The following is a 20488-nucleotide window of genomic DNA, read 5'->3' as shown; positions in this document are numbered from 1 at the left end:
GCCCTGCGGCGGTCGATCCGGCCGGAACCGCTGACGGCCAGCCCTTGCCCGGCCGGATGACGTGCGCGCGTTGCCCGCCAGGCCGACGATCCGACCAGATTTGAAATGCCGTTGAAGGGCAAATTCGAGATATCCGTCGCTTATCTCATACAATTACGGGATTCCGCACGAGAGAGCGTGCGACCCAGCACAAAAAAAAGCGAGCACGGGTAATGAATTCGCAAGCATTGAGAAGCGCACTGCTGGCCGGGCCGATCCAGGACGAGCGACTCGTCAAACTGGAGACGCCGCTCGGCCCTGACGTCCTGCTGCCCCATCGCGTCAAGGGGCGATCCCGGCTCGGACGGCATTTCGAGTTTGCGGTCGACGCCGTGTCGGTGTCCGATGACATCGAACTCAAGAAGCTGATCGCGCAGCCGGTGACACTGCGGATCCAGCAGGCCGACAAGTCGTACGCGCCGCACCACGGGTACGTGCACGCTGCCCGCCGGCTCGGGTCGGACAGCGGCCTCACGCACTACCAGATCGTCTTCGCCTCGTTCCTGCACTTCCTGAGGTTCCGCCGCGACCAGCGCATCTGGCAGGACAAGTCCGCCGACGAGATCATCACCGACGTCCTGAACCAGCATCCGCAGGCCAAGGGCTGTTTCGACTTCAGGCTCTACCAGCCGCTGCCGTCCCGTTCGTTCTGCATGCAATACGAGGACGACTGGAACTTCGTGCACCGCCTGATGGAATCGGAAGGCCTGTACGGCTTCTGGGAGCAGGCGCAGGACGGCAAGTCGCACCGGCTCGTCATCGTCGACCGGATCGACGCACTGCCGGCCCTGGCGCCACAGACCCTGCGCTTTCATCACGCCGGCGCACACGACGAAGCCGACACGCTCGTCCAGTTCTCCGGCACGCGCACACTGCGCAGCGTCGCGCGCACGACGCGCTCGTTCGACTACAAGCAGCCGCCCACCGCATCGAATCCTAAGGCGACTCACCTGCCGACGATCGCGAACCAGGGCGACCTGCCACAGCAACTCGAAGTCTACGAATACACCGGGGCCTACACGTATTCCGAACAGTCTCGCGGCGACCATCTGTCGAAGATCTGGATGGAGGAACAGGAGTCGCTCGCGAAGCGCTTTCACGGTATCGGCGGCGTCCGGCGCATGGACGCGGGACGCACGTTCGAGCTGGCGGATCACCCCGAACACGACAAGGACGATGCCGGCCAGCGCCGCTTCGCCGTGATCGAAACGACGTGGCTGATCGCCAACAACCTGCCCGTCGCCGATCGACAGGCCGGGTTCCCGCACAGCCTGCAGGCCGAAATCGACGACCTCGTGCAGGCCGGCGGCGCTGACCTGCCGCATGTCCTGCATCCGGACGGCAGCGCGGGCATTTTCCAGGTCAGCATCGAAGCGCAGCGCACCACGGTGCCGTTCCGCAGCCCGTTCGACCACCCCAAGCCGCCGATGCATCTGCAGTCGGCGATCGTCGTCGCGCCGCAAGGCGAGGAAGTCCACACCGACGAACTCAATCGAATCAAGGTCCGCTTCCACTGGGATCGCCTCAACGACGGCGACGAGAAGGCCTCGTGCTGGTTGCGCGCCGCCGCATCGGATTCGGGCAACGGCTATGGCGCCGTGCACCCCCATCGCAGCGGCGAGGAAGTGCTCGTCGATTTCCTCGGCGGCGACTGCGACCGCCCGATCGTCGTCGGGAAGCTGTACAACGGGGCGACGAGCCCGCAATGGCACAGCAACGGCATCCTGTCCGGGTACCGATCGAAGGAATACGCGGGCGCCGGTTACAACCAGCTGGTGCTCGACGACGCGACCGCGCAGAACCGTGTGCACCTGTACAGCAGCCAGGCCAACACGCACCTGCACCTCGGCTACCTGATCGACCACACGGGCAACAACCGCGGCCGCTACCTCGGCAGCGGGTTCGACCTGCGCTCCGACGCCTTCGGCGCGGTTCGCGCGAACCGCGGCCTGTACGTCACCACGCATCCGAAACAACCGGCGAGCCAGCCGCTCGACGTCAAGGAGACGCAACAGCAGCTCGTCACGGCGGAAGGCCTGATGGAAGCGATGTCGGGGGTCAGCGCGCAGCATCAGGGCGAGTCGCTCGACCCCGGCCACGCGGCGCTGAAGCAGTTCACCGATGCGACGCAGAACAGCGTGAGCGGCAGCGCGTCGGGCGGGCGAACCGGCGGCGGCGGAGCCGGCAGCGCCAATGCATTCAAGGAACCCGTGATGCTGTTCGGCAGCCCGGCCGGCATCGCACTGTCGACACAGCAATCGGTGCAGTTCGCCGCGGACCAGCACGTCAACCTCGTCAGCGGACAGAGCACGCACGTCGCGGCCGGGAAATCGCTGATCGCGAGTGTCCTCGACCGGATCAGCCTGTTCGCGCAGAACGCGGGGATCAAGCTGTTCGCCGGCAAGGGCAAGGTCGAAGTGCAGGCGCAGGCAGACAATATCGAGCTGACCGCGCAGAAGGCGCTGAAGCTGATCGCCGTCACGCAATCGATCGAAGGTGCCGCGGCGAAGGAAATCCTGCTGACGTCCGGCGGCGCCTATATCCGCATCGCGAACGGCAACATCGAAGTGCACGCGCCCGGCAAGATCGACATCAAGGGCGCGCAGCATGCGTTCAGCGGCCCCACTCACCTGTCGCAAACCATGCCGACACTGCCGAACTCGAGCGGCAACTACGACCAGGCGTTCATCGCACACTGGGCCGGCACCGACATTCCGGTCGCGAACACGCGATACCAGATGTTCTCGAACGGCACGCTGATCTCGGAAGGCGTCACCAACGCGGCAGGCGAGACGGGGCTCACGCAGAGCCACGTGCCGCATGACGTCGTCGTCAAGTTTTTAGGGAAATCGAATGGCTGACGGACAACAGGACAAGGTGCTCGGCACCGGCGCGGCAATGCTGACCCCGACGGATTACAAGGATCGGCCCAAGGTGCAGATCAACATCTGCGACAAGCATGTGACGCCGGCGCCGAAATGGATTGTCGGCACCTGTCCGTTCTACTATCGGCCGCTGCATGGCGCTTATCTGGAGACTGTCGAAAAAGTCAGCATGTCGAGCATCTGGTCGACCATCAAGGGTTTCGCGCTTTCGTGGGATCCGTGGACAGACTCGGACGCGGCGCACAAACTCCTCCACCGGCGCGAGGAACTGATCAAGCCAGAAAGTTCGAATTCCGACTGGTCGCGTCATGGCAACTTCATGATGCGTCATATCGGATGCGGACATAAGCCACCCGACTACTACATCAGCTACGGCTACTACTATTGCTCTGACTACGGCGCCAACCTCCTCCCGCGACTGTCCGCGCAAGGGAAAGCGTGGTTGAACAAGGCACGGAAGCTGCTGCAGGCCAACATGGAAGACGGCCTGAACCAGAACATGATGGGAGACACGATCCAGATGGCCAGCCCGACACCGGGAAACGGCGGTGTCGATATGACCTGGCCACAGTTCGAACTGGAAATGAACAACGAGAAATTCAAGGAGTTCGCGTTCAAGACGCACCCGATGGCCTACCTCGACGGGGGATTGGCGGACCTGCCGATCATGGATCTCGTCAAGATCGGGATGCGTCCGAACATCCAGGAATGGGGCGACGGAAAGACATGGGGACAGGCTCGAGATTCGGCCATCCCCGTTGCACGGAAAAAGGCCGAGGACTGGGACGTCGACGATCCGGTCGGCAAAGCGCTCGGAAGACTGCTGGTGAAGTGACATGCGAAAAGGCACACGATGGCTTTGGGTCGCGGGATGCGTTCTTGTTCTGCCGATCGCTATTTACGGATACACGGAAATGACTTCAGGGTGGGACACGGTATCAACGGAATTCATGCGCAACGACAAGCCGTACGGTGCGGGCGCATTTCGAGTGCATCGCAACGACTTCATCTCATTGAAGATTGCCAGACCGGAACTCAGGTTCAAGCCGGAAAGCGAGCAGAAGAACCCTGACGTCGCGGAGTTCGCCGAGCCCTGGATGGACGATTCGAACGAGCGGCTGAACCGGTCGACCGTCAGCTTTCTGCGCGGCACGCTGGGCGGCGGCGTCGCACGCCACTTCCAACAACCGGGCCAGACCGCGTCTTGGTGGTATTCGCCTGACTGGCAGGTCCTGTACGTCAGCACCGGCTGGATGGATTACAAGGCGCCGCGCCCCGACGACGGAGCGGCCCCTCAGACAACCAGACTCTGGAAATCGAGCGACGGCGGCCAGCACTGGTCCCAACTCGAATGGCCGGCGGACCGCAACGTCAACCGGCTGCTGTTCATCGATACGCAACGGGGCTACGCCATCGGCTGGGGACCACGCGTGTGGCGCACGGCAGACGGCGGGCAATCGTGGCAGGAAATCAAGGAGCCGCCCGGTGCCGCCGTGCAAGGCAAGCCGAGGCGGACTTTCGACAGCATCAATCTCGGCCCCGACGGTGTTTTGCGCATTGCCTATCAGGTCGAGGACGCCGAGCATCCGCAACCGGCAACCATCGTCTGGCGGCTCGGGTGGAGCCAGCATGACTTCGCCCAGGAAGCGGTACTGCCCGGACAAGTCGTCGGTCTCGAATCGCCACCGGCACCCGTCCGGGATTACGCGCTGTATGCGTTGTCACGCACCAGCAGCGCATCTGGCAGCGGCCGTGGCGCGGGCGTCATTTCGACCTGGACCAGCGAGCACCCCGACCACATCCAGGAACTGCACGCGTTCGACAACCCGCTGACGCTCAATGGACTGAGCGTGGGTCGCAACGGTGTCGTGCTGGTCCACGCGACCGATCCGAACACCGCAAACGGCGGCGGCTCGCCGATTGACCAGACGATCAGCAGCACCGACGGCGGCAAGACCTGGCGGCATGCCGCCGACAAGGCTTCACAGGGCGGCTACTTCGACCCGGAAACGAATACGCTCTATTCGGTTTTCGCCTATACGCTGCGCAAACGGCAATTCTGATTGCCGCCTGACACGCTCGCCGCGGGCCGCGTCCGCAGAATCGGACGACGCCCGCGCATGAGGCGCCTCATGATCCCTCCGCCGACGTCAGCCAGCCCTATGCGAAATCGATCTCGACTGAAGCGACTGGCCGCGATCGCGATCGGCAGCGTCGCATTGATTCTGCTGTACGAAAGCACCGGCCCTCGATGGGAAACCGTTTCGTCGCGGATTACGTGGCCCGACGGGTCGTCAGGCGTCGGGGATTTCTACGTCACCGGCAACGAGATCATGTCGTTCACGATCGCCGATCCCGTGGTGACGCTGAAGCCCGTCAGCGAGTGGAAAGACCCGATGGTCGCCGAACCCACCGAAGCATGGATGAACAGTGCGAGAGAAACCCTGAATCGGCGCACCGCGAATTTCTTCCGGGGCACGCTCGATCGGGGACTGCAGCGCTTCTTGCAAGTACCCGGTCAGCACACCGCATGGTGGCATTCGCGAGACGGTCATGTGCACTTGATCAGTGTCGGCCAGATGAGCTACACGTCGCCGGGCTCCGCAGACGACCTCGTCTCGCAGCAAACCCGTGTCTGGAAATCGCTCGACGGCGGCCGCCATTGGTCGCCACTCCCATGGTCCGAACCCGAAGATATCCATCAGCTCCTCTTCATCGATGCGCAGCAAGGCTACGCGATCGGCTGGGGCCCTGCCGTCCGGCGGACGTCCGACGGCGGCGAGTCCTGGCAGCGGATTGCACTACCGCCGGATGCAGTCGTCCCCGGTGCCCCTCAGCGCAAGTTCGACGCGGTGAGTCTTGGCCCCGACGGCATTCTGCGCGTGGCTTACCATGTCGACCGGTCTGCGACGGCCCCCGCCCGCAGCGTGGTCTACCGGCTCGCGCCGGATCAGCAGACGTTCGTCCCGGATGCTGTCCTGCCGAACCAGACCGTCACCCGACTCGCGTCGACGCCGGCCACGGCCGGCGGCTATGCGCTTTACGCGCTGTCTCTGCTCGACAGCGAGAGCGGCAACGACGCTACACCGGATCACACACACCGGACCGGCGTGCTTTCAACGTGGACGAACACGCGACCTGAGCACGTCCGGCAATTGACGACATTTGACAAGAAGCTCATCCAGCGTGATCTCGATGTGGGACGCGACGGCCTGTTGCTCGTATATGCGACCGATCCCCAGCAGGCAATCGATGATCCGCCGGTCCCACTGATGTTCAGCAGCACCGACGCAGGCATGACCTGGAAACAGCATGACGACAGAATCGCCTATCAAGGTCGGTACTTCGACCCGGATTCGAACACGCTCTATTCGCTGCTCGACAAAAGACTGAAGAAGCTGTCGTTTCCGGTGAGAAATACCCCCGCCTCAAAAGACTGAATCCCCTCGCTACGCCTGGGGACTCCGTTCGATGCAGAAATCGCTGCGCTGCGTGCGTACAAGCAGGCGCTCGTCAGCACGATCGATGCGTGGCTCGCGTGCAGCGACGAACAGGTCGATCCGGCCGCACTGAAGCGCACGCTCGCGGCGGCGTTCGGCGTGCCGGCCCGTCCAGCCGAAAAACGGCGAATCGGCGTTCGGCCGCAATCCGGACGTCGACGTCGAACGCGGTGGCACGTCCCGCCCGATGCTGTTCGTGCGCGCCGGCTTCGACATCGCATGCGGCGACGACAACCTGCTAACCGCGTATGCATGGGAAAACGGCGGCTGGCGACGCGTATGGCAGCGGATTCCGGCTCTCGGCGCTACCTGGCGGGCAGGTCGCGGTCGCACCGGCCAACGGCTCGGCTGCGCAACGCACGGTGTTCCATTCAGAGAACGACTACGTGCTCGACGAGAACTCGGATTGCGGAATGCGCCCAAGCCACCGTGCCGCAGCACGACCCTGGCGCTGCAGCACCGAACCGTATGCAGGTTCCCCAGGTTCGTCAGTTACCGCGCTGCGGCTCGAACACGAACGGTTGGGTCAGCAGGAACGGGTTCGCGGTCGCGCCCGTCTGCACGCAGGTCGCGTGCGTCATCGCGTCGACAGCCGCGCGGTCGGCCGCCGCATTGCGGCTGCTCGTCGTCACGGTGACGTTCTGCGCTTCGCCGGACGTCGTCATCAGCGCGCGCACGAGCACGGTCGCCGGGCGCGTGAGCGGCTTCGCGGTATCCGGATAGACGGCGCGTGGAATGTGACAGGTCAGCTTGCTTTCCTGCGACGACGTCAGCATCGCGCAGCCGGAAAACAGCATCGCGACGGCGGGCAGGATCAGGTAGGTCGAGCGAATAGCCATGGTCGAATATCGTTCTTCAGCACTGTTCCGGACACACGCGCCGCGCACCGGAACACGTCGCCCGGCCGCATCGCATGCATCACACTGCGCCGCGGCCATCGGACCGGCGCCCCGTTACGGCCGCACGGCCGATCGATGCTCGGCCGCGATCCTGCGTGGCGGACTTCCCGGGTAGCCCGGGCTTTGCCTGTGTTCGCGCTACCCTCGCCTCACACGGGTCGGCACGCGAGCGCTTTCGCGCATTGTGCACGCCCTGCCCGGCAAGCGGCGGCGATTTGACAATGGTTGACGCGAATCGCCGGGCCTTCAGCCGGAATCCATGCAATCCGCGAGGTAATCGATGCGCGGCCGGAATCGCCGTGTTCGCGCCGGGCGCTAACGCCCGACGCGCACCGCCGCTCCGTCGCGGCGCGGCACATGCCGGAATTCCCCGTTCCGGCAGGCGCTGCGCGCATCAATCCGAATCGTCGTCGTCCTCGTCGTCGGCCGCATCGGCCGGAACTTCGCCGTATTTCGCGACGACCGCCGCCTTGAACGGCTTCAGCGCCGGCTGCTGATCGCACAGCTTGTACAGCGCGGCCAGTTGTTGCGGCCAGTCCTTCAACTCCTTCGCAAACACGTGCAGGCGTGCGACGGTGTCGAGCGCGTCGGCCTCGCGACCGGCCAGCGCCTGCAGCGCCGCGTAGCGGCGCAGCACCGTCTCGCCGGGCAGCAGCGCGATCGCGCGCTCATGGGCGGCGAGCTTGGCCGGCAGGTCGTCCGCCGAAATCGGGAGGAGCGTGGCCGCACCGTATTCACCCCACGCGCCGAACAGCAGCGACGGCGCATCGCGGTACTGCGCTGCCGGATCGCTACCGTAATACAGCACTTCCGCGCGCTGGTAGTCGCGCAGCACCGGCACCGCCGCCAGCACGCCGCCGACCGACAGCACCGCGAACAGCCCGAATGCCGCACGCCCCGGCAGGATGCGCAGCGACTTCACCTCGAGCAGCCCGATCACGAACATGGCCGGCAACAGGAAGAACATGTACTGCTGCGGATACTCGACCAGCGCGTGCATCAGCAGGATGCCGATCAGCGCGAAGCCGAACACGCGCATGCTCGACTGCGGCGCGCGCACCGCGCGCACGAACCACGTCACGAGCGCGACGACGAGCACGCCCAGGCCGACGAGGCCGGACTTCGCGAGCAGGTCGATGAAGATGTCGTGCGAGTTGTTCGCGATCTCGACGCCGCCGAGCGAGCGCACGAGCGCGAACTGGTGCGACGGGAATTCACCCCAGCCGACACCGAGCAGCGGATGCTCGCGGAACATCGCGAGCCCGTACTTCCACAGCGCGAGGCGCGGTGCGATCTGCCCCGCGTCACGCATCCGGTCGGCCGCGGATTCCGCGAGACCCAGGTGGTAATGGACGTTCGCCCAGCGCACCGCGACGTTCACCGCGATGAACGCCACCGCGAGCACGACCGGGATCGCCCACGCACGCGCATTACCCGGCGCGCGGCGCGATTCGAGCCAGGCCATCCAGAAGCCCGCGACGACCATCACCGCGACCTGCAGCCACGGCCCTCGCGACACCGTCAGCGCTAGGCCGGCGGACAGCACGATCGACAGCGCAAGCCACGCCCATGCCGCAAGCCGGCGCGTCTGCACGAGATACAGCGCGCCCGCGAGCGCGAACGCGATGTAGCTGGCCAGATGGTTCGCCTGCGCCATGTTGCCGTACGGACGGCGATCGACCGCGACGTTGTACACCACGACGAACGGCGACAGCGCCGACTCCAGATGGAACAGCTGCACGATCTGCGTTCCGACCGCGAACACGCCACCGATGAGCAGCGCGCCGGCCATCATTCGCGACACGGCCTCTGCCAGCCCGTCGCGCGCGAGCGCATAACCGGCCTGCATCGCGACCAGCGCGGCGGCGAGGTAGCCGACCGCCAGCCAGTTCATCGACGGCACCTTGAGCGGGATCAGCGCGACCTGCGCGATGAGTACCACGGCGAACCCAAGCGGCGCGACGAACGCGGCCGGCGCCGCAAACGGCTCGGCCGGGCGGCCCGTGCGCGCGAGCAGCACGACGGACACCCCCACCAGCAGATACAGCACCAGCGCCGAAAACTCGGAATAGAAGGTCGGGATCGGATACGTGTGATTCGTGATCGCGTACGGCACGATCAGGGCGACAGCCAGCGCAACGAGCGGCAACGAACGGGAAAAAGTAGAAGGCATGAGCGAACCGGATGTCAGCAACCGGCGCACTATACAAAACTTTCCCCCCTCTGTGCGGGGCCTTCGCGCCGCGACCCGACGCCGGGTGGCCGCGCCGGCCGGCTGACGAGGCGGCCGGCATGCTGCCCGCGCCGCCGTGCTCCACCTCCGACACTAGGCGCGACACTCCGCCGGCGCATATTTCGCGGGCAGCGTCGCCGCGTCGACCGGCAGCGGCCCGGCCCCCGGCGCGGGCAGCGATGACGCCCCCTTGCCGGCGGCGAAGCACTCCCACACGATCGCGCCGGCCTGCATCGCGCCCTTTTTGAGCGGCACGCGGGCGGTGGGCGAGTCGGCCTTGTCGGGCGCGGACGGCACGAGCACCAGCGTGTTGGTGCCGGCCGCGGCGACGCGCGTGGTGAACGCGACCGTGATCTGGCCGGTCTCGCCGTCGATCACAACCGATTCGACGTTGCGGGTCCCGGCCGGCGGGCTGTAGCCGCCGTCGAGGCTCGCACCGCTTGCGGCGTTGTCGGCGACGGCGAGCCGCGCGGACGACGCAAGCGCGAGCCCTTCGCCGACGCGCGAGCGCGCAAGGTAATCCTGATACGCGGGAATCGCATAGGCCGCGATCACACCGACGATCGCCAGCACGATCATCAGTTCGATCAGCGTGAAGCCGGCCGGCCGCCAGCGCGGCGACGGCCGGTTCGCGCGCCGCAGATCGGCGGCCACGCGACGGAACAGGGAAACGGAAAAGGCTTCGAACATGGCAGGCTCCGGAAACGAAAAACGCCTGCCGGTAAAGGCAGGCGTCTCGATCGTAGCCAGCAGGCCGTGAATCCGGCAGTCGGCCGGACGGCCAATGTCAGTGCGCGTGCGGTACGTCGCGGCGCTTCCTGAGCGTGTAACCGATCGCCACCACGAACAGCGCGCCCGCGATGCTCGCACCGTAGAGGACCTCCGGCGTATCGAGCACCGGCCAGCGGTCGCCGACCGGGTCGTTCACGATCAGGCCGCCCGCGATCCATCCGAGCAGTCCCGCGCCGAATGCCACGAAGATCGGGAAACGGTCGAGCAGCTTCAGCACCAGCGTGCTGCCCCACACGATGATCGGCACGCTGACGACGAGGCCGAAGATCACGAGCGCGATCCGGTGCGACGGGTCGGCCTGTTCGGCCGCGCCCGCGATCGCGATCACGTTGTCGAGGCTCATCACCGCATCGGCGATCACGATCGTCTTCACGGCGTCCCACAGCCGGCTGGCCGGCTTGATGTCGTCATGCGCGTCGCCGGCCGGCGCCATCAGCTTGATGCCGATCCACAGCAGCAGCAACCCGCCGCCGAGCTTCAGGAACGGCACGTCGAGCAGCGCGACCGCGAACGTGATCAGCGCGACACGCAGCAGGATCGCCCCCGCGGTGCCCCAGACGACGCCGCGCAACCGCTGGTTCGCGGGAAGGTTACGGCACGCGAGCGCGATCACGACTGCGTTGTCGCCGCCGAGCAGGATATCGATGATGACGATCTGGAGAACGGCGCCCCAGTGGAGCGACGTCAGGAATTCGAGCATGGCGTGAAGGGCAGGACGGCGGCCGCCCGCGGGCGGCCCGGTTCATCGCCGGCACATGCGCGATGCATGCCCGGTGCTTACGAATTCATTGCGCGAGCATAACAAAAAACGCCGGCAAAGCCGGCGTTTTCTGCAGGACGAACCCAGGGGAAATATTACAGCGCCTTCTTCAGCAGACGGCCCATTTCCGACGGGTTGCGCGTCACGGTGATGCCGCACGCTTCCATGATTTCCAGCTTCGCTTCGGCCGTATCCGCACCGCCCGAGATCAGCGCGCCGGCGTGGCCCATGCGCTTACCCGGAGGCGCCGTGACGCCAGCGATGAAGCCGACCACCGGCTTCTTCATGTTGTCCTTGATCCACTCCGCCGCATTGGCTTCGTCCGGACCACCGATTTCGCCGATCATCACGACTGCGTCCGTATCCGGATCGTCGTTGAACATCTTCATCACGTCGATGTGCTTCAGACCGTTGATCGGGTCGCCGCCGATACCGACTGCCGACGACTGGCCGAGGCCGAGTGCCGTCAGCTGGGCAACCGCTTCATACGTCAGCGTGCCCGAACGCGACACGACGCCGATGCGGCCCTTGCGGTGGATGTGACCCGGCATGATGCCGATCTTCAGTTCGTCCGGCGTGATCGTGCCCGGGCAGTTCGGCCCGAGCAGCAGCGTCTTGCGGCCTTCGCGACGCATGCGGTCCTTCACTTCGATCATGTCGCGCACGGGGATGCCTTCCGTGATGCAGATCGCGAGATCCAGATCGGCTTCGACCGCTTCCCAGATCGCAGCCGCTGCGCCTGCCGGCGGAACGTAGATGACCGACACGGTCGCGCCGGTTTCCGCCTTCGCTTCCTTGACGCTTGCGTAGATCGGAATGCCTTCGAAATCTTCGCCGGCCTTCTTCGGGTTCACGCCCGCGACGAATGCTTCGCGGCCGTTTGCGTATTCACGGCAGGCGCGCGTATGGAACTGACCGGTTTTGCCGGTAATGCCCTGCGTGATGACCTTCGTGTCCTTGTTGATCAGAATCGACATGTATTTTGACCTCTGTTCGATGGGCGTCGCGTACAAACCGCGCCGCCATGCGTATTCGATAGCGTTACTTGCCTGCGGCAGCCGCGACGACCTTCTGCGCAGCCTCTTCCATGCTGTCCGCCGAGATGATCGGCAGGCCCGAATCGGCCAGCATCTTCTTGCCGAGGTCCTCGTTCGTGCCCTTCATGCGCACGACGAGCGGCACGTTCAGGTTCACGGCCTTCGAACCGGCGATCACGCCTTCCGCGATCACGTCGCAGCGCATGATGCCGCCGAAGATGTTCACGAGGATTGCCTTCAGATCCGGGTTCTTCAGCATCAGCTTGAACGCTTCCGTGACCTTCTCGGTGGTCGCGCCACCGCCGACGTCCAGGAAGTTCGCCGGTTCGCCGCCGAACAGCTTGATCGTGTCCATCGTCGCCATTGCCAGGCCCGCGCCGTTCACGAGACAGCCGATATTGCCGTCGAGCGAGATGTACGCGAGGTCGAACTTCGACGCTTCGATTTCAGCCGGATCTTCTTCGTCCAGATCGCGGTACGCGACGATTTCCGGGTGACGGAACAGCGCGTTCGAGTCGAAGTTGAACTTCGCGTCGAGTGCGATGACCTTACCGTCGCTGGAGACGTTCAGCGGGTTGATTTCGGCCAGCGATGCGTCGGTTTCCCAGAATGCCTTGTACAGGCCTTGCAGGATCGCGCGCGCTTGCGGGATCGAAGCAGCCGGCACGCCGATCTTCGCGGCGAGGTCGTCGGCTTGCGCGTCGAGCAGGCCCGTCGACGGTTCCACGATGACCTTGTGGATCAGTTCCGGGTGCTTTTCGGCAACTTCTTCGATGTCCATGCCGCCTTCGCTCGAACCCATCAGCACGATCTTTTGCGTCACGCGATCGACGACGAGGCTGACATACAGTTCCTGCTTGATGTCGGCGCCTTCTTCGACCATCAGACGGTTGACCTTCTGGCCTTCCGGGCCCGTCTGGTGCGTGACGAGCTGCATGCCGAGGATCTGGTTCGCGTATTCGCGGACCTGCTCGATCGACTTCGCCACCTTCACGCCGCCGCCCTTGCCACGGCCACCTGCGTGAATCTGAGCCTTCACGACCCATACCGGGCCGCCGAGCTCTTCTGCCACCTTGACGGCCTCGTCAACCGAGAACGCCGGCTTGCCGCGCGGTACCGCGACTCCGAATTTCCGCAGGATTTCCTTACCCTGGTACTCGTGAATCTTCATGCGTGATTCCCTTCAGTCTGAGAGTTGGATGAAAAGTCGCTTTAGACGCTTCTTCGAATGATTTCCGTTCATTCCTTCGTGCTGCCTTCACCGGGCACGTCCGGCCGGCTCGCGCCATACCAGCGCGGGTAGTACTGCCGCACGACCTCGCCGTCGAACCGCAAAGCCCGGCAGCGGCCGAGCTGGAAAGGCGCTTCGTCGTGCACGCCGCCATGGTCCGGCCCTTCGCCCCCCTCCTCGCGCACGTTCCACACGTCACCGGCGAACGCCTGGATCGCTGCCGTCGGCAGCACGGCGCACAGTTCGGTGAGATGGGAGCAGCCTGCGACGCCGGCGAGCAGCCGGTTCGCGTTGCGGCGGAAATTGCGGAAGAGATTGAGCCCGATGAGGGCCCGATAGGCGGGAGTGGCGGATTGACAGTGACCGGGATAGGGAACCCATTCCGAAGACGCTTCGGCGTCGACGACATTGAGGTCACGATCGATAGTCACGCGCAGCCAGAGTTCGTGGATCGGCAGGCCCTGGGGCCGGATGCCCGACGCAAGCGCGACATCGCGCGGCTTGTGGTCGGTCAGGCAGGCTTCGATGTCCCACAAGCCGTCGCCGCGCTCGTAAGCTTCCGCTCGGATTGCGCGTTGATGTCGCAACTGACGGGGCACGGGCTCGGATAGCGGCATGCTGGAGGTTGAGGCCGAAGAGGAAAACCCAAGGATTTTAGCATATTGGGTATTTGAGACAGTTTGACGCGACGGCGGGTATTCCCGCCTGTCCGGAAGCGGTTGCATTGCAGCAAAATCGCGCGCCACGCGCGCGATCGGTGCGATCAGTCGTCGACCAGGAAATCGTCGCCGACCTTCAGCAACTTCACGATGGTCGCACTCGAGAAGCCGCGCGCGGCGAGAAAGCGCGCCTGCTTCGCACGCTCGGCCGGCGTTTGCGGCAGTGCACCGAATTTCTTGCGCCAGACCGCCTGCGCACGCGCCCATTCGGTCTCGCGGAGCTGCGCATTCACCTCTTCGACGAGCGTGTCGCCCACCGCATGACGCTTCAGCTCGCTGACGATGCGCGCAACGCCGACACGCGACGCGCGACGATGCACGAGACTCTCGGCAAAGCGCGCATCGGACAGCCAGCCTTCCTGTTCCAGCGCATCGAGCACGGGTTCGACGGATTCGTCTTCGCCGACGTAGGGCGCGAGCTTGCGCGCGAGTTCCGTGCGACTGTATTCACGGCGGGACAGATAGCCGAGCGCGCGGCCCTTCAGCGATCGCTGAGGCTTCGACGACTTGCGCTCGGTAGCGCCCGGAGCGTCACCCGATGAAGTGCTGGAAGAAGCACCCGGCGCGCGACGTGTGCGGCGCGGATGCTGGCTGCTGCGCGTATAGACATCTTCCCTGGCCGGCGACGATGCATCGGCTGCGCGATCACCCGGGAAGCTGACACCGGAAACACGACGGCGGGAGCGGTCGTGCGCGTCGAACGATTCATCGTCGTCGAACGGATCGTCCGGGACGGCAATCTCAAACGAAACGAGGGCATCGTCGGATGCCCTCGTCGCGGTGCGGTTCGCGGCATCGCTGCCCGCGCCCCGCTGATCAGCGCCCGAGGATCCGGTTCGCCGGCCGGAGCGACCCGCCGTTTCGGGCGCGTCGCTCTCCTCCGGCTCGCCAGCCTGACCTCGGCGCCCGACCATCACTCTTCTTCGTCCATCGCCTCGGCTTCGTCCTGGACTACACCGTCGGGCATGGTGACCACGCCAAGCGATTCGCGAATGCGGTTCTCGATCTCGCGTGCGATTTCCGGATTCTCGCGCAGGAATTCACGCGCGTTGTCCTTGCCCTGGCCGATCTTCTCGCCGTTGTAGCTGTACCAGGCGCCGGCCTTGTCGACGATCTTCGCCTGCACGCCGAGATCGATGATCTCGCCCTGACGCGAAATGCCTTCGCCATACAGGATGTCGAAGATCGCTTCGCGGAACGGCGGCGACACCTTGTTCTTGACGACCTTCACGCGGGTTTCGTTGCCGATCACCTCGTCGTTCTTCTTGATCGAGCCGATCCGGCGGATGTCGAGACGCACCGACGAGTAGAACTTCAGCGCGTTGCCGCCCGTCGTGGTTTCCGGGTTGCCGAACATCACGCCGATCTTCATCCGGATCTGGTTGATGAAGATCACCAGGCAGTTCGTGCGCTTGATCGTGCCGGTCAGCTTGCGCAGCGCCTGCGACATCAGGCGGGCCTGCAGACCCGGCAGCGAATCGCCCATCTCGCCTTCGATTTCGGCCTTCGGCACGAGCGCCGCGACCGAGTCGATGACGATCATGTCGATCGAGCCCGAGCGCACCAGCGCGTCGGTGATTTCAAGCGCCTGCTCGCCGGTGTCCGGCTGCGAGATCAGCAGCTCCGGCACGTTCACGCCGAGCTTCGCTGCATATTGAACGTCGAGCGCGTGCTCGGCGTCGATGAACGCCGCCGTACCGCCGATCTTCTGCAGTTCGGCGATGACCTGCAGCGTCAGCGTGGTTTTACCGGACGATTCCGGACCGTAGATCTCGACCACCCGGCCGCGCGGCAGGCCGCCGACGCCGAGCGCGATATCGAGACCGAGCGAGCCCGTGGACACGACCTGGATGTTCTCGGTCGCCTCGCCGTCGCCCATGCGCATGATCGAGCCCTTGCCGAACTGCTTTTCGATCTGGGCAAGCGCGGCGGCCAGCGCCTTGCTCTTCTCGGCGGTCATCCCGGAGCCCTTCTTGCTATCTTCCATGAATCGTCCTTTGCTATGATGAGCAGCGTCTGTTAGAGGCGCGCCCACTTTCAAGCGCTGCCCACGAATGCAGACACTGTATAAAAAAACAGTGTTTTGTGCAAGCCCGCAATGCAGAGCGTTGTACACGAATAACTTCGGAGACAGCCGGCCGGCGCGAACGCCCCCGCCGGCCATCGGTCAGCACCATGCGAATTCTCATCGCGGAAGACGACAGCATACTCGCGGACGGCCTCACCCGGTCACTCCGCCAATCGGGCTATGCGGTCGACCACGTGAAGACCGGTGTCGACGCCGATACCGCGCTGTCGATGCAGACATTCGACCTGCTGATCCTCGATCTCGGGCTCCCGAAAATGCCCGGGCTCGACGTGCTCAAGCGCCTGCGCGCCCGCAATTCCAACCTCCCCGTGCTGATCCTGACGGCCGCCGACAGCGTCGACGAGCGCGTGAAGGGGCTCGACCTCGGCGCCGACGACTACATGGCCAAGCCGTTCGCGCTCAACGAACTCGAGGCGCGCGTGCGCGCGCTGACCCGGCGCGGCGCGGGCGGCGGCCCGACCGTCGTGCGCCACGGCTCGCTCGCGTTCGACCAGGTCGGCCGGATCGCGTATGCGAACGATCACGTGCTCGACCTCTCCGCCCGCGAGCTCGGCCTGCTGGAGGTGCTGCTGCAGCGGATCGGCCGGCTCGTGTCGAAGGAGCAGCTCGTCGACCATCTCTGTGAATGGGGCGAGGAAGTCAGCAACAACGCGATCGAAGTCTACGTGCACCGGCTGCGCAAGAAGATCGAACCCAGCGGCGTACGGATCTCGACCGTGCGCGGCCTCGGCTATTGCCTCGAGAAGGTCGCGCCCGCCGCGCCGGTCGACACGGCAGCGCCCCAGCCCGCGGTGGCCGGCACGCCGTTGCGCTGAATCCGGGCGTCGCCGCGATGGCCACGCCGGCCCATCCCCGCCATCCGACCGGCGCGCCGTCGTCGGCCGCCGACGAGGCGCGCGACGCGCGCTACGAGAACCCGTTCGCGCCGCCCGACGAAACCGATGCGCCCGAGGCGCCGCGCCCGCGCTCGCTGTTCGGCGAAATCCTCGACTGGATGCTCGCGCCGCTGCTGCTGCTGTGGCCGATGAGCATCGCCGTCACCTATCTGGTCGCGAAGACGATCGCGAACGGCCCGTTCGACCGCGCGCTCGAGACCAACGCCTATGTGCTCGCGCGGCAGATCCATCCGGTGAACGGCGTCGCCGAACTGACGCTGCCGGAGCAGACCCGCGACTTCCTGCGCGCGGACAACGTCGACAGCGTGTACTTCCAGGTGCTCGGCACACGCGGCGAGCTGGTCGCGGGCGAAGCCGACATGCCGCTGCCGCGCGACGAGGACCGCCCGCCGCCAGGCGTCGTCATGTTCCGCGACGACCTGCTGCGCGGCAACGACGTGCGCGTCGCGTATACGACGGTCGCGCTGCCGCAAGCGGGCAGCCCGCAGCCCGTGCTCGTGCAGGTCGGCGAAACGCTGGACAAGCGCAACGCGCTCGCGAACGACATCATCAAGGGCGTGATCCTGCCGCAGTTCGTGATCCTGCCGCTCGCGATCCTGCTGGTCTGGTTCGGGCTGTCGCGCGGGCTCGCGCCGCTCAACGCGCTGCAGGCGCACATCCGCGCGCGGCGGCCCGACGACCTGTCGCCCGTCGAGGCGCAGCGCGCGCCGCCCGAGATCGAGCCGCTCGTCACGTCGTTCAACGACCTGCTCGCGCGCCTCGAACAGAACATGGCGCTGCAGAAGCGCTTCATCGCCGACGCCGCCCATCAGATGAAGACACCGCTCGCGGGCCTGCGCACGCAGGCCGAATTCGCGCTGCGCCACCCCGTCCCGCCCGACGTGCAGCGCTCGCTCGAGCAGATCGCGACGAGCTCCGAGCAGGCCGCGCGGCTCGTCACGCAGCTGCTTGCGCTGGCGCGCGCCGAAAACCGCGCGAGCGGGCTGACGTTCGAGCCGGTCGAGATCGCCACGCTCGCGCGGCGCGCGGTGCGCGACTGGGTGCAGGCCGCGCTCGCGAAACGGATGGATCTCGGCTACGAAGGCCCGCCGGACCCGCCGGACGACGGGCCGCTCGACGTCGACGGCAATCCGGTGATGCTGCGCGAGATGCTCGGCAACCTGATCGACAACGCAATCCGCTACACGCCGGACGGCGGCCGCATCACGGTGCGCGTGCGCGCCGAACCCGCGGCGCGGCTCGTGCATCTCGAAGTCGAGGACACGGGGCCGGGCATCCCGGCCGCCGAACGCGAGCGCGTCGTCGAGCGCTTCTACCGGATCCTCGGCCGCGAAGGCGACGGCAGCGGCCTCGGGCTCGCGATCGTGCGCGAGATCGCCACGCAGCACGGCGGCACGCTGACGCTCGACGATCACGTCTACCAGCACGCACCGCGCCTCGCCGGCACACTCGTGCGCGTCAGCCTGCCGCTGGCCGAAACTGCCCCGGATTAACCCTGATGGGCGCCGCCACAGCACGCCGCGATTGAGTCAAAATCTACGATTTAACAGAAAATAAAAGCACTTCGCAGCACGATGAGCGCACGAAACCACCGATTCGGCGCGGGTTAACCTGCAGTCGTTTTGCACGCGCGAGTCAGTCGGCCGTAAGTTTCCGTACCAATAATCCTCGACAGGCCCGCCCACCCAAGGCGGCCGCACATCTATATCAAGGGACTTGGAGACGACTCATGGCAACGTTAGGCGGGCAAATTTCCCACTCGCCGATGACGGGCGAAGAGAAGAAAGTGATCTTCGCGTCGTCGCTCGGCACCGTGTTCGAGTGGTACGACTTTTACCTGGCCGGCTCGCTCGCGGCCTACATCAGCAAGAGTTTCTTTTCCGGCGTCAATCCGACCGCCGCCTTCATCTTCACGCTGCTCGGCTTCGCGGCCGGCTTCGCGGTGCGGCCGTTCGGCGCGATCGTGTTCGGCCGCCTCGGCGACCTCGTCGGCCGCAAGCACACGTTCCTCGTGACGATCGTGATCATGGGCGTCTCGACGTTCGTGGTCGGCTTCCTGCCCGGCTACGCGTCGATCGGCATCGCCGCCCCCGTGATCTTCATCGCGATGCGGCTGTTGCAGGGCCTCGCGCTCGGCGGCGAGTACGGCGGCGCGGCGACCTACGTCGCCGAGCACGCGCCGGCCAACCGTCGCGGCTTCTACACCGCGTGGATCCAGACGACCGCCACGCTCGGCCTGTTCCTGTCGCTGCTCGTGATCCTCGGCGTGCGCACGTTCATCGGCGAGGAAGCGTTCGGCAGCTGGGGCTGGCGCGTGCCGTTCGTCGCGTCGATCCTGCTGCTCGCGGTGTCGGTGTGGATCCGGATGCAGCTGAACGAATCGCCGGTGTTCCTGCGCATCAAGGCGGAAGGCAAGACGTCGAAGGCGCCGCTGACCGAAGCGTTCGGCCAGTGGAAGAACCTGAAGATCGTGATCCTCGCGCTCGTCGGCCTGACCGCCGGCCAGGCCGTCGTGTGGTACACGGGCCAGTTCTACGCGCTGTTCTTCCTCACGCAGACGCTGAAGGTGGATGGTGCGAGTGCGAACATCCTGATCGCGATCGCCCTCCTGATCGGCACGCCGTTCTTCCTGTTCTTCGGTTCGCTGTCGGACAAGATCGGCCGCAAGCCGATCATCCTCGCGGGCTGCCTGATCGCGGCACTGACCTACTTCCCGCTGTTCAAGGCGCTCACGCACTACGCGAACCCGCAGCTCGAGGTCGCGACGCAGAAGGCGCCGATCACGGTCATCGCCGATCCGGCCGCCTGCTCGTTCCAGTTCAACCCGGTGGGCACGTCGAAGTTCACGAACTCGTGCGACGTCGCCAAGAGCGCGCTCGCGAAGGCCGGCCTGAACTACGAGAACGTCGCGGCACCGGCTGGCGCGACGGCCCAGATCAAGGTCGGCGACACGGTGATCCCCGCCTATGAAGGCAAGGCGGCCGACGCGAAGGCGCAGGGCGCGGCGTTCGACAAGACGCTCGCGGCGACGCTGAAATCGGCCGGCTACCCGGCGAAGGCAGACCCGGCGCAGCTCAACTGGCCGATGACGATCGTGATCCTGACGATCCTCGTGATCTACGTGACGATGGTCTACGGCCCGATCGCGGCAATGCTGGTCGAGATGTTCCCGACGCGGATCCGCTACACGTCGATGTCGCTGCCCTATCACATCGGCAACGGCTGGTTCGGCGGCTTCCTGCCGGCCACCGCGTTCGCGATCGTCGCGGCGAAGGGCAACATCTACTCGGGCCTCTGGTATCCGATCGTGATCGCGCTGGCCACGTTCGTGATCGGCCTGCTGTTCGTCAAGGAGACGAAGGACTCGAACATCTACGCGCAGGATTGATGGCGGGTGCGCAGCGGGGA

16 protein-coding genes and 1 pseudogene are annotated in these 20488 nt (G+C 65.5%); 8 read left to right on the top strand and 9 right to left on the bottom strand.

Features of this window, described 5'->3' with window-relative positions:
* Nucleotides 1–212 precede the first annotated feature (212 nt).
* The 5 genes and pseudogenes from LGM56_RS22920 to LGM56_RS22900 all read left to right on the top strand — a co-directional run.
* A complete protein-coding gene (locus tag LGM56_RS22920; protein ID WP_226206848.1) occupies nt 213–2900 on the top strand; it encodes a type VI secretion system Vgr family protein in 2688 nt (895 codons plus the stop codon).
* Nucleotides 2893–3759 (top strand): hypothetical protein, encoded by an 867-nt coding sequence (locus LGM56_RS22915; protein WP_089495557.1) that lies wholly within the window; start codon nt 2893–2895, stop codon nt 3757–3759. The genes LGM56_RS22920 and LGM56_RS22915 overlap by 8 nt, the downstream gene beginning before the upstream one ends.
* Nucleotides 3760–3838: 79 nt before the next feature.
* Nucleotides 3839–4987 carry a WD40/YVTN/BNR-like repeat-containing protein gene (locus LGM56_RS22910; protein ID WP_226206847.1) on the top strand — a complete coding sequence of 383 codons (1149 nt, stop codon included), beginning with the start codon at nt 3839–3841 and terminating at the stop codon, nt 4985–4987.
* A gap of 69 nt (nt 4988–5056) precedes the next feature.
* On the top strand, nt 5057–6364 hold the full coding sequence (locus tag LGM56_RS22905; RefSeq protein WP_226206846.1) for a WD40/YVTN/BNR-like repeat-containing protein: 1308 nt from the start codon (nt 5057–5059) through the stop codon (nt 6362–6364).
* 45 nt (nt 6365–6409) lie between these two features.
* Nucleotides 6410–6828, top strand: a pseudogene (locus tag LGM56_RS22900) (hypothetical protein); the annotation flags it as partial.
* A gap of 84 nt (nt 6829–6912) precedes the next feature.
* Here the strand turns inward: LGM56_RS22900 and LGM56_RS22895 are convergent.
* From LGM56_RS22895 to recA, 9 genes are all read right to left on the bottom strand, one after another.
* Nucleotides 6913–7263, bottom strand: coding sequence for a TonB family protein (locus LGM56_RS22895; RefSeq protein ID WP_089495560.1), 351 nt, complete (start codon nt 7261–7263; stop codon nt 6913–6915).
* Nucleotides 7264–7717: 454 nt separating this feature from the next.
* Complete coding sequence (locus LGM56_RS22890; protein ID WP_226206845.1) at nt 7718–9496, bottom strand: PglL family O-oligosaccharyltransferase; 1779 nt, start codon at nt 9494–9496, stop codon at nt 7718–7720.
* 153 nt (nt 9497–9649) lie between these two features.
* A complete protein-coding gene (locus tag LGM56_RS22885; protein ID WP_089495561.1) occupies nt 9650–10246 on the bottom strand; it encodes a pilin in 597 nt (198 codons plus the stop codon).
* A 97-nt stretch (nt 10247–10343) separates the two neighbouring features.
* Nucleotides 10344–11048 carry a TerC family protein gene (locus tag LGM56_RS22880; RefSeq protein WP_089473497.1) on the bottom strand — a complete coding sequence of 235 codons (705 nt, stop codon included), beginning with the start codon at nt 11046–11048 and terminating at the stop codon, nt 10344–10346.
* A gap of 155 nt (nt 11049–11203) precedes the next feature.
* Nucleotides 11204–12085 carry a succinate--CoA ligase subunit alpha gene (gene sucD, locus LGM56_RS22875; RefSeq protein WP_006477916.1) on the bottom strand — a complete coding sequence of 294 codons (882 nt, stop codon included), beginning with the start codon at nt 12083–12085 and terminating at the stop codon, nt 11204–11206.
* A gap of 64 nt (nt 12086–12149) precedes the next feature.
* Nucleotides 12150–13316: an ADP-forming succinate--CoA ligase subunit beta gene (gene sucC, locus LGM56_RS22870; protein ID WP_011353083.1), complete on the bottom strand. Its 1167-nt coding sequence runs from the start codon at nt 13314–13316 to the stop codon at nt 12150–12152.
* A 68-nt stretch (nt 13317–13384) separates the two neighbouring features.
* The gene (locus LGM56_RS22865) at nt 13385–13993 is read right to left on the bottom strand and encodes a DUF2889 domain-containing protein (RefSeq protein ID WP_089473498.1); all 609 of its coding nucleotides are present in this window, start codon (nt 13991–13993) and stop codon (nt 13385–13387) included.
* Nucleotides 13994–14139: 146 nt separating this feature from the next.
* Nucleotides 14140–15009 carry a recombination regulator RecX gene (gene recX, locus LGM56_RS22860; RefSeq protein WP_226206843.1) on the bottom strand — a complete coding sequence of 290 codons (870 nt, stop codon included), beginning with the start codon at nt 15007–15009 and terminating at the stop codon, nt 14140–14142.
* Entirely contained in the window at nt 15009–16082 is a 1074-nt protein-coding gene (gene recA, locus LGM56_RS22855; protein WP_089495563.1) for a recombinase RecA, read from the bottom strand. The genes recX and recA overlap by 1 nt, the downstream gene beginning before the upstream one ends.
* A 188-nt stretch (nt 16083–16270) precedes the next feature.
* Between recA and LGM56_RS22850 the strand changes: the two genes are divergently transcribed.
* From LGM56_RS22850 to LGM56_RS22840, 3 genes are all read left to right on the top strand, one after another.
* On the top strand, nt 16271–16999 hold the full coding sequence (locus LGM56_RS22850) for a response regulator transcription factor (protein WP_226206842.1): 729 nt from the start codon (nt 16271–16273) through the stop codon (nt 16997–16999).
* Nucleotides 17000–17016: 17 nt separating this feature from the next.
* Nucleotides 17017–18573, top strand: coding sequence for a sensor histidine kinase (locus tag LGM56_RS22845; protein WP_206148400.1), 1557 nt, complete (start codon nt 17017–17019; stop codon nt 18571–18573).
* A 236-nt stretch (nt 18574–18809) separates the two neighbouring features.
* Nucleotides 18810–20468 (top strand): MFS transporter, encoded by a 1659-nt coding sequence (locus LGM56_RS22840; protein WP_089495565.1) that lies wholly within the window; start codon nt 18810–18812, stop codon nt 20466–20468.
* Nucleotides 20469–20488: the final 20 nt, after the last annotated feature.

Origin of the sequence: Burkholderia sp. AU38729, assembly GCF_020419725.1 — a bacterium.
Lineage (GTDB): Bacteria > Pseudomonadota > Gammaproteobacteria > Burkholderiales > Burkholderiaceae > Burkholderia.
This window is presented reverse-complemented; position numbering and strand designations above follow the sequence as displayed.